Annotated in this window: 9 protein-coding genes; 4 read left to right on the forward strand and 5 right to left on the reverse strand. The window is 70.9% G+C overall.

All coding sequences use genetic code 11. The annotated features are described in order from the left end of the window. The first annotated feature begins 79 nt into the window (after positions 1 to 79). The 3 genes from ACAM49_RS15320 to ACAM49_RS15330 are packed head-to-tail and all read left to right on the forward strand — an operon-like array spanning position 80 to position 4,437. Entirely contained in the window at positions 80 to 1,237 is a 1,158-nt protein-coding gene (locus ACAM49_RS15320) for an HpcH/HpaI aldolase/citrate lyase family protein (RefSeq protein ID WP_369636169.1), read from the forward strand. Beyond that, complete coding sequence (locus ACAM49_RS15325) at positions 1,234 to 3,621, forward strand: phosphoribosyltransferase (protein WP_369636161.1); 2,388 nt, start codon at positions 1,234 to 1,236, stop codon at positions 3,619 to 3,621. Before ACAM49_RS15320 ends, ACAM49_RS15325 begins: the two co-directional genes overlap by 4 nt. Before the next feature lie 15 nt (positions 3,622 to 3,636). Continuing rightward, positions 3,637 to 4,437, forward strand: coding sequence for an HAD family hydrolase (locus tag ACAM49_RS15330; protein WP_369636170.1), 801 nt, complete (start codon positions 3,637 to 3,639; stop codon positions 4,435 to 4,437). An 18-nt stretch (positions 4,438 to 4,455) separates the two neighbouring features. Here ACAM49_RS15330 and ACAM49_RS15335 read toward each other — a convergent pair whose 3' ends face one another. The 5 genes from ACAM49_RS15335 to ACAM49_RS15355 are packed head-to-tail and all read right to left on the reverse strand — an operon-like array spanning position 4,456 to position 8,300. After that, the gene (locus ACAM49_RS15335) at positions 4,456 to 5,214 is read right to left on the reverse strand and encodes an isocitrate lyase/phosphoenolpyruvate mutase family protein (RefSeq protein WP_369636171.1); all 759 of its coding nucleotides are present in this window, start codon (positions 5,212 to 5,214) and stop codon (positions 4,456 to 4,458) included. Then, positions 5,195 to 5,938 (reverse strand): dihydroxyacetone kinase phosphoryl donor subunit DhaM, encoded by a 744-nt coding sequence (gene dhaM / locus ACAM49_RS15340; protein ID WP_369636162.1) that lies wholly within the window; start codon positions 5,936 to 5,938, stop codon positions 5,195 to 5,197. Before dhaM ends, ACAM49_RS15335 begins: the two co-directional genes overlap by 20 nt. Continuing rightward, entirely contained in the window at positions 5,935 to 6,549 is a 615-nt protein-coding gene (gene dhaL / locus ACAM49_RS15345) for a dihydroxyacetone kinase subunit DhaL (RefSeq protein WP_369636172.1), read from the reverse strand. Before dhaL ends, dhaM begins: the two co-directional genes overlap by 4 nt. Then, positions 6,549 to 7,550, reverse strand: coding sequence for a dihydroxyacetone kinase subunit DhaK (gene dhaK, locus ACAM49_RS15350; protein ID WP_369636163.1), 1,002 nt, complete (start codon positions 7,548 to 7,550; stop codon positions 6,549 to 6,551). Before dhaK ends, dhaL begins: the two co-directional genes overlap by 1 nt. A gap of 18 nt (positions 7,551 to 7,568) precedes the next feature. Then, complete coding sequence (locus tag ACAM49_RS15355) at positions 7,569 to 8,300, reverse strand: hypothetical protein (protein ID WP_369636164.1); 732 nt, start codon at positions 8,298 to 8,300, stop codon at positions 7,569 to 7,571. A gap of 111 nt (positions 8,301 to 8,411) precedes the next feature. Between ACAM49_RS15355 and ACAM49_RS15360 the strand changes: the two genes are divergently transcribed. Beyond that, positions 8,412 to 9,054: TerD family protein (locus tag ACAM49_RS15360; protein ID WP_369636165.1), on the forward strand; the 643-nt coding region annotated here is incomplete at its 3' end.

Genomic DNA, 9,054 nt, shown 5'->3' on the forward strand with positions numbered 1-9,054 from the left:
GAGGACGGCCACACCGATGACCGCGACGATCACCAGCGATCCGGGTGTCGCCCCCGTCTCCCTGCGGAAACATGTGCCGCTGCGGCACTTCCGGCAGGTACCGGGCCCGGAACTGCGGCGACTGTTCCACCGCGAGCCCGAGGCCTTCGGCGGCTCCCGCGACCGCGAGCTGCTGGCCATGGCGCTGGGCGCCACCCTCTACGTGCCCGCCACCCGCCCCGATCTCACCGCCACCATCGCGCGCCGCGCCGAACGCGGGGTGTGCTCGATGGTCATCGACCTCGAGGACGCCGTCGCCGACCACGCCGTCGAGGACGGGAAGTGGCAGGCCGCACGGACTCTCGACGAACTGGCCGACAGCGGCGAATCGCATCCGCTGCTGTTCGTGCGGGTGCGCGATCCGCAGAGCATCGGCGAGATCGCCGAGCGGATCGGGCCTGGGGCGGCGGCGCTGACCGGATTCGTGCTGCCCAAATTCGACAGCGCCCGCGCCGAGGCCTACCTGCGGGCCGTGGCCGCGGCATCGGATCGGCTGGGGCGCACCATCTTCGGGATGCCGGTGCTGGAATCCCCGGCGCTGGTGCACCGTGAGACCCGGGACACCGAACTGCGCGCGATCGGTGAGCTGCTGGCCGAACATCGCGACCGGGTGCTGGCCGTGCGGATCGGGGCCACCGATATGTGCTCCACCTTCGGCATTCGCCGCGACCGCGAGCTCACCATCTACGACGTGCGGGTGGTCGCCGATGTCATCGCCGACATCGTCAACTACCTGGGCCGCGCCGACGGCACCGGCTTCACCATCACCGGGCCGGTATGGGAGTACTTCGCCGACCACGCCCGCATGTTCCGGCCGCTGCTGCGCACCTCGCCGTTCGCCGACAGTGATGCCGTGCGCTTCCGGCAGTCGCTGGTCAGCCGCGATCTGGACGGGCTGCTGCGGGAGATCACCCTGGACCGCGCCAATGGCATCCAGGGCAAGACCGTCATCCATCCCTCGCATGTGGCGGTCGTGCACGCGCTGGCGATCGTCACCCACGAGGAGTACGCCGACGCCCTCGACATCCTGAGCACCGGCGCCGGCGGCGTGGCTGCCTCCGAGTACCGCAACAAGATGAACGAAATGCGCCCGCACCGCAGCTGGGCGCACCAGATCATGCTGCGCGCCAAGGTTTTCGGCGTAGCCAACAAAGGAGTCTCCTTCGTGGACCTGCTCAAGGCCCTGGTCGAATCGTGACCGCCGACGCCACCCTGCCCTGGGCCTCCCGCGAACTGGGTCTCACCCTCCGCCACACCGATTCGGCCCTCCTCGAACCCGATTGGCGCATCGAGGCGCTCGTCGAACCCGGCCTGCGCCGCAACCCCCGCCGCGCCCACCTGCTGGTCTCCACGGTCCTCGGCAAGCACCTGCCCACCGATCCCAATCGCGTCCTCGACGCCGGCAACCGCCTCGGCGACCTGGTCCGTGAGGTGCTCGGCAAGTCCGATGCGCTGGTGCTCGGCTTCGCCGAAACCGCCACCGGTCTGGGCCACACCGTGGCCGCCCGCATCGAGGCGCGCTGCTATCTGCACTCCACCCGCCGCGACGTGCCGAGCGCGGAAACCCTCACCGGTTTCGAGGAGGGGCACTCGCACGCCACCGCGCACCTGCTGCAGCCCGCCCCCGCGGAAGTCTTCGGCGACCGGTTGCCCCTGGTCCTGGTCGACGACGAGATCTCCACCGGCGCAACCGCCTTGGACGCCATCCGTGCCCTGCACGCCTTCCAGCCGCGCGACCATTACGTCCTCGCCTCCCTGGTCGACATGCGCACCGAAGCCGACCGTCACGAATTCGAGGAAGCCGCCGCCGATCTCGGTGCTCGCATCGATACCGTCTGCCTGGCCAGCGGCAGCACCACACTGCCCGCCGACCTGATCGACGCCGTCGCCGAACTGCCCGATCCCGTCCTGAATCCGGTTGCCGCCCAGCGCGGTATGTTCACCCGCGTCGAACTGCCCTGGCCGGGAACCGTTCCGGAGGGTGGGCGGCACGGGTTCCTGAACTCGGACACCGACGCGTTCGACGCGGCGCTCGCGACCGTGACGGGCGCTCTCACCCGGGAACTGGCCGACACCGGACGCCCGGTCATCGTCCTCGCCCATGAGGAACTCATGTACCTGCCGCTGCGCATCGCGGCGGCACTTGCCGAGGGCGGCATCCCGACCCGCTACCAGACCACCACCCGGTCCCCGGCATATGTGCTGGACGAACCCGGCTACCCGCTGCGGCGCGGATTCCGGTTCACCGCACCGGAACTCGGCGAGGAGGCGCCGCGCTTCCTGTACAACGCGCAGTGGCCGGATCCCGCGCTCGATCCGATCCTGCTCGTGGTCGCCGACCGGCCCGCCGACACCGAAAGGCTCACGGCCGCCGGGGGACTCATCGACGTACTCACCGCGTCCGGCGCTGACGTGCTGTTGGCCGTGCTGCCGGAGGCGGATCCGCGGGCGCTCGCCGCCGCGCGCTCGCACGGTCCGGAACCGCTGTACGGGCCCGAGTTCGGGTCGTATGGGCGGGACGAGGTGGCGTGGCTGCTGACCGATCTGTCGGGGGTGGCGCTGGAAGCCGATGTGGCGGAGCGGGAGAAGCGGATTCAGGCGGGGGTGGCGCATTACGCGGAATCGCTGCCGGTGGAGTATCAGCCGGATGCCGCCTATCGGGAGTTGTTCGAGACCGTGCTGGCGGAGAGCGCCGAGCGGTTGGCTTTGGCGGTCGCTACGGTGACGGAACTCGTTGTGGCCGAACGCGGGACCGATATCGTGCTGGTGTCGCTGGCGCGGGCGGGGACGCCGGTCGGGGTGCTCATGCGGCGATGGCTGGCGGAGCGGGGCGTCGAGGTGCCGCACTATGCGGTGTCGATCGTGCGGGATCGCGGGATCGATTCCGTGGCGTTGGATTATCTTGCGCGCCATCATGATCCGGCGAAGGTCGTGTTCGTCGACGGGTGGACGGGCAAGGGAGCCATCACGCACGAGCTCGCCGACGCGCTGGCGGCCTATCACGCGGCGGGCGGGGCGCGGTTCGATCCCGAACTCGCGGTGCTCGCCGATCCGGGCGGGTGCGTGCGGACCTACGGCACCCGCGACGATTTCCTCATCGCGTCCGCGTGCCTGAATTCGACTGTGTCGGGACTGGTTTCGCGGACGGTGCTGAACCGGGACCTGATCGGGCCGGGGCAGTTCCACGGGGCCAAGTTCTATCGGGAGCTGGCCGACCAGGATGTGTCGGGTCGACTCCTGGACGCCGTGAGCGACTGCTTCGCGCGGGTGCGGCCACTGGTCGCCGACCGGGTGCGCGAGCTGCTGGCCGCCGATCGCACGCCCACCTGGGCGGGCTGGGCCTCGGTGGAGCGGGTGCGCGCCGCGTACGGGATCTCCAGCGTGAACTTCGTGAAGCCCGGCGTCGGCGAGACGACCCGGGTGCTGTTGCGGCGGGTGCCGTGGCGGGTGCTGGTGCGCGATGCGGACGCGCCCGAGCACGCCCACATCCGGCTGCTGGCGCGCTCGCGCGGCGTGCCGGTCGAGGTCCTGCCCGATTTGGCGTATTCCTGTATGGGGTTGATCAAGGACGTGAAGGGGTAACTGGTGCGCGGGGTGATGGTGGCGACCGATCTGGATCGGACCGTGATCTACTCACGGGCGGCCTTCGGGCCGGCGGAGCCGGAGACGGTGTGTGTGGAACACCTCGACGGCCGGGAGATCTCGTACATGACCGTGGCGGCGACCAAGCAGCTCGGCGCGCTGGCCTCGGCGGCGGCGCTGGTGCCGGTCACCACCCGCACCATCGAGCAGTTCCAGCGGGTGCGCCTGCCCGGCGCGCCCTGGCCCTACGCCGTCACCAGCAATGGCGGCACCATCCTGCGCAACGGCCTGCCCGACCGGCGCTGGCGCTCCGCGCTGGACGCCCGGGTGCGCGCCGAATGCGCCAGCCTGGTCGAGGTGCGCGCGGAACTGCGGGCGCGCGTGGACGAATCGTTCGCGCTGAAGCTGCGCGAGGCCGACGACCTGTTCGTCTACCTGGTCGTCGACCTCGAGCGACTGCCCGACGGCTTCCTCGCCGAATGGGACGCCTGGTGCCGCCCGCGCGGCTGGTCGGCGTCCCGGCAGGGGCGCAAGATCTACACCATGCCGCTGCCGGTGTGCAAAAGCCATGCGGTGCACGAGGTCCGGCGCCGCATGCTGGACGCCGGTGAGCTGCATCCGGATTCGCGGCTGCTGGCCGCCGGAGACGGCGCGCTGGATGCCGAGATGCTGCGCACCGCCGACGCCGCCATCCGGCCCCGCCACGGTGAACTGGAGCAGAGCAACTGGAACCACCCCGGAGTGGTGGTCACCGCGGCATCGGGCATCCACGCCTCCGAGGAGATCCTCGACTATTTCCTGGGCGTGCGGGCCTGACCCGCCGGACGTCCGCGATCAGCGCCAGCCCGCCAGCAGCCCGTTGGCCGCCGCGGTCAGCGCGCGCTGCAGGAACGGCCCGAAACTGACCCGGGCCACGCCGAGTTCGGCGAAATAGGCGGGGGAGCCCTGGTCCGGGATGCCGATGGCGTTGATCGGCCGCGGCAATTCCGCCGTGAGGGTGCGCTGCACGTCCGGTTCGTGGCGGCCCACCGGGTAGAGCACGTCCGCGCCCGCCTCGGCGGCCAGCCGCAGGCGGGTGAGCGCGCTCTCGAGCCGCTCGGCCGGAGTGCCGGTGTCGGGCCGCATGAAGACGTCGGTGCGGGCGTTCACCACCACGTGCACGCCGGTGGCGTCCGCGGCCGCGCGCAGCTCGGCGACCAGGTCGGCGTGCTCCTGCGGGGTGCGCAGCCGCCCGCCCTCGCTGTGCACGGTGTCCTCGAGATTGAAGCCGACGGCCCCGGCCTCGAGCAGGCCCTCGATGATGGTGGCGGGCTTCTGGGCGTAGCCGGACTCCAGATCCACCGAGACCGGAATGTCCACGGCCGCCGTGATTTCCGCGACGCGCGCCAGCACATCGGCGAGGGTCATACCCTCCTGATCCCGCTTGCCCATCGAATCGGCGAGCGGGTGGCTGCCGATGGTCAGGGCCCGGAAACCGGCCTCCTGCACCAGCTTCGCGGACCAGGCGTCCCAGACCGTCGGCAGGATTACCGGATTGCCGGGCTGGTGCAGTTCGAGGAAGGTCGTTGCTTTCTCACCGAGGTTGGTCATGATCTCGATTCTGGTTCAGGGCGCGGACTTTGGCGACCACCTCGGCCGCGTCCGGACCGGTCGCGCTCACCTCGAGCAACTGGCCGGGCAGCACACCGAGGGTGAGCACCCTGGTCAAGCTGTCGCCGGGCACCGGGCCCGCGCCGGTGGTGGCATTGCGCAAACTCACCGTGGCATCGAAATTCCGGAGCACCGCGACCAATTCGGCGGCCGGGCGGGCGTGCAGGCCGTGCTCGTTGGTGACCTCGAAAGTACCGGTGACCGAGTTATCCACGGGCATCACGCCTGTGGATAACTGTGGATCGTTTCCGACTGCGGCATCGGCGGATTCGCCGAGCTGAGCTCGTTTGGCCGCGAGCGCACCCTCCGCCTCCCGCGCGACGGTCGCCAGATCCGCGCCGCCGCCCGCCGCGGCCAGCGCCGACAGCAGACCCTCCACCAGCGGCGCGGCCGAAAGCTTCACCTCGACAGGCGATTCGAGCAGATCCAGGGCGGTCTCGGCGGACAGCACCGCGCTGCCCAGATCCATCAGCACCAGCACGCCGTCGCCGGAATCGGCCGCGGTGATGGCGTCGGCCACCGCGACGGCATCGGTCCCCAGTTCATTGTCGTGCAGTCCCGCCGCGATCCGGACCGCCACGCCCTGCTCGGGCAGCAGCCCGGCCGCCAGCGCCACCGCCGCCTCGGCCAAGGCGCGGCTGTGCGACACCACCACCAGGCCGATCACCGCAGCGCCTCCAGCGCGGCCCGCACCAAGAGCGCCGCGCTCGTCGCACCCGGATCCTGGTGTCCCGCACTGCGTTCCCCGAGATAGGAGGCCCGGCCCTTGCGCGCCACCAGGGGCGTGGTCGCGTCCCGTCCGGCCTCGGCGGCAGCCACCGCGGCCGCCAGCGCGTCCTGCGCCGACGCGCCCCCGGCGACCTGCTTGTCCAGCGCGTCCGCCGCCGGGCCCAGCGCGTCCACCATGGTCTTGTCCCCGGGCTCGGCCTTGCCGCGGGCGATCACACCGTCCAGCCCGGCCCGGAAGGCGCGCGCGAAATCGGCGATCTCCCCGCCCTCGACGGCACCGGCGAAGCGTAGGAAGAAGGTGCCGAACAGCGGCCCGCTCGCCCCGCCGACCGTGCGGATCAACACCATCGCCGTCTGCTTGCACACCTCGGCCGGTGTCGCCGGGGTCGAATCATCCAGCGCCGCAACCGCCGCCGCCATGCCGCGCTGCATGTTCGTGCCGTGGTCGGCATCGCCGATGGCCGCGTCCAGCGCCGTCAGCTCCGTCGCGTGTGCGTCCACCAGCGCCGCGAATCCGCGCACCCACGCGGCCGCGTCGACGGCGGCCATCAGATGCCCCACCGCAGCGCGGGAGTCCGCACGGGCGCGTCCCACAACTCCGTCAGCTCCTCGTCGAGCCTGGTCAGCGTGATCGAGCAGCCCGCCATCTCGAGCGAGGTGATGTACGGGCCGACCAGGGAACGCTCGATGCGGATCCCGTGCCCGCCCAGCAGCCGCGACACCTCGTCGAACATCAGATACAGCTCGATCAGCGGTGTCCCGCCCATGCCGTTGAGGAAGCACAGCACCCGATCCCCCTGCGCGAAGGGCAGATCCGCGAGGATCGGCTCCAGCAGCAGCTGCGCCACATCCCGGGCCGGGGCCAGCGGCAGCCGCAGCCGTCCCGGCTCGCCGTGGATGCCGACGCCGATCTCCATCTCGTTCGCACCGAGTTCGAAGGTCGGATGCCCGACCGCCGGGACCGTGCACGAGGTCAGCGCCATGCCCATGCTGCGCGAATTGGCGTTCACCGCCTCGGCGATGCGCGCCACCTCCGCCAGCGGCCGCCCCTGTTCGGCGGCCGCACCCGCCATCTTCTCCAGGATCACCGTCGCACCCACCCCGCGCCGCCCGGCCGTGTAGAGGCTGTCCTGCACCGCCACATCGTCGTTCACCACCACCGAGCGCACCTCGATGCCGGTCTCGGCGGCGGCCAGCTCGGCGGCCATGTCGAAGTTCATGACATCGCCGGTGTAGTTCTTCACGATGTGCAGCACGCCCGCCCCGGCGTCCACCGCCGCGGTGGCGGCCTGGATCTGATCGGGCACCGGCGAGGTGAAGATCTCGCCCGGGCACGCGGCGTCGAGCATGCCCAGCCCGACGAATCCGCCGTGCAGCGGCTCGTGCCCGGACCCGCCGCCGGACACCAGGCCCACCTTCCCGGGCACCGGCGCGTCCGCGCGCACCACGATTCGCTGTTTGACATCCACCCGCAGCTCCGGATGCGCCGCCGCCATACCCGCCAGCGCGGCATCCACCACCTCGGCCGGATCGTTGATGAGCTTCTTCACCGAATCGCCTCTCTCGAGTTATTCCGCAGGTTCCTCCAGGGTGCGGGCCAACTCGATATCGGTCACCAATTGCACCATCAAATCCCGTAATTCACAGTCGGGTAGGTGCTCGGCGGCGAACTCGAACGGCTCGGAGACATCCAGGCCGCCCCGGGTCGCGGCCAGGATCACCCAGGGAATGCCCACCTCGGCCACGCCCAGCCGCTCCCGGATCAGATCGGTGGTGTCGTCCACCAGCCCGGTGCGGGCCGCGACGGCGGCGGTCATCTGCTCGTCCAGTTCGGCCCGGCGGCGTTCCAGCAGGCCCGGTTCCGCGCCGAGCTCCTGTGCGGGCGTGGTGCGCACCGAACCGTCCTCGTAGACCTGGAAGCCCTCGTTCACGCAGACGGTGCCCAGCTTCACCTCGTTCTCGGCCAGTTCGGGCAGGGTGCGCAGGCAGTCCAGTACCGCGTCCAGCGCGGCCACCAGCCGGTCGCGAATATCGCGGCGGCGCACCAGCTCCCGATCGGCGTCCTCGCGCTCGGACAGCACCTGCTCAACCGCCCGGCCGATCTGGAAGGCCATGGCCGTCGACGCCGGCGCCCAGCCCCCGCGCGGGACGAACTCGCCGTCCTTGGGTGTGATGGTGTCCAGGAACGCGTTCACGGCATCGAGCAGGTCACGCAGCTGATCCCGGGACACGGCCGGATGCCGGAAGGCGCGCAGGTACTGCTCGTGCGCTTCCACGGGATCGACTTCACCGTCGCTCACTCCGCCGATACTGCCACGCCCGCGCGCGATGGCCGTTAATCGCCGCCGGGGCTCGTGTCGCCGAGTTCTCGTAGAGTGGCAGCGACAGCACCGACAAGCGAAGGGTCGATCTTGTCCGCAGTTTTGGTGAAGGGCCAGAACGGTCCTCTGAACGTCCATGATCTGGTGATCAGCGTGCAGGTGGCCGCGCCCGCGGACCTGTCCGCGCTGCTGGTCACCGCCGCCGGCAAGGTACGCACCGACGCCGATTTCATCTTCTTCAACCAGCCCTCGGGCCCCGGCGTGCAGTTGCGGCCCGGAGCGCCCGGGCAGCCCGCCGTGCTCGGAGTGTCGCTGAGCGCGATTCCCGCTGATATCGAACAGCTTCGGGCCGTGATCACCCTCGAGGACGCCACCGGCAGCTTCGGACGGCTGCCCGCGCCGGTCGCCGTGGTCAGCGACGGGGCCGGAAACGCCTTGTACGAGTACCGGATCGAGGGACTCAGCACCGAATCCATCGTCATCGCACTGGAGTTGTACCGCCGCCAGGGCGACTGGAAGGTCCGCGCCGTGGGCCAGGGCTACGCGGGCGGGTTCGCCGCGCTGGTCACCGACCACGGCGTCAAGGTCGACGACGACGCCGCACAGCCCGCGCCCCAGCCGGTTCCGGCCGCGCCCACCGGCTACTCCGCCCCCGCGCCCGACGCCAACTACGCTCCGACCGGTGGCTACCGGCCGCCCGTGGACCAGTTCGCCGCGGGCACCGGGTATCCCC

This window comes from Nocardia sp. JMUB6875 (genome assembly GCF_041154655.1).
Taxonomy (GTDB): Bacteria; Actinomycetota; Actinomycetes; order Mycobacteriales; family Mycobacteriaceae; genus Nocardia.